1 protein-coding gene is annotated in these 525 nt (G+C 72.8%); it reads left to right on the top strand.

From position 1 onward, the window contains the following. Positions 1-342 (top strand): nucleotide disphospho-sugar-binding domain-containing protein (locus tag ACIRRU_RS06745; RefSeq protein WP_403676947.1); only part of this gene is annotated, 342 nt, incomplete at its 5' end. Between the last annotated feature and the right edge of the window lie 183 nt (positions 343-525).

Genomic DNA, 525 nt, shown 5'->3' with positions numbered 1-525 from the left:
CCGCTGGCCGCTCTGGTCCCGACCTGCCGGGTCATGGTCCATCACGGCGGGTTCGGCACGATCGGCACGACCGCACTCCACGCCACCCCCCAGCTGCTCCTCGCCGAGGAACTCGACGCACCGATCCTGGCGAGCACCGTGGCCGGGTACGGGGCGGGGATCAGTCTTCCGGTGGAGGGGGTGTCGGGGAAGGCGGTGGCGGAGGGGGTGGAACAGCTCCTGGCGGACCCCTCGTTCACGGCCGGGGCCCGGCGGCTCCAGGCGGACCTGCACGCGATGCCCTCCCCGGCCGACGCCGTGCAGCGGATCGTCCAACTCACCGCACAGCACCGTCGGCGCTGAACTGCGGGTGGGGGAGCCCTCAGGCGGGCTCCCCCACTCCTCCGGGGCAAGAACTCTCCCCGGTTGGCGGCCGCGGTCTCTACCGTTCGGCCCTGTCGGTCAGACGGGGGATGGTGCTTCTAGGGGGTCAGCAGCCGTTGCTGACGGTGCTGATGAGCAGCTCGGCGTCGGGCGCCGGCGTCC

Source organism: Streptomyces sp. NPDC101181, from assembly GCF_044767975.1.
Classification (GTDB): Bacteria; Actinomycetota; Actinomycetes; order Streptomycetales; family Streptomycetaceae; genus Streptomyces.
This window is presented reverse-complemented; position numbering and strand designations above follow the sequence as displayed.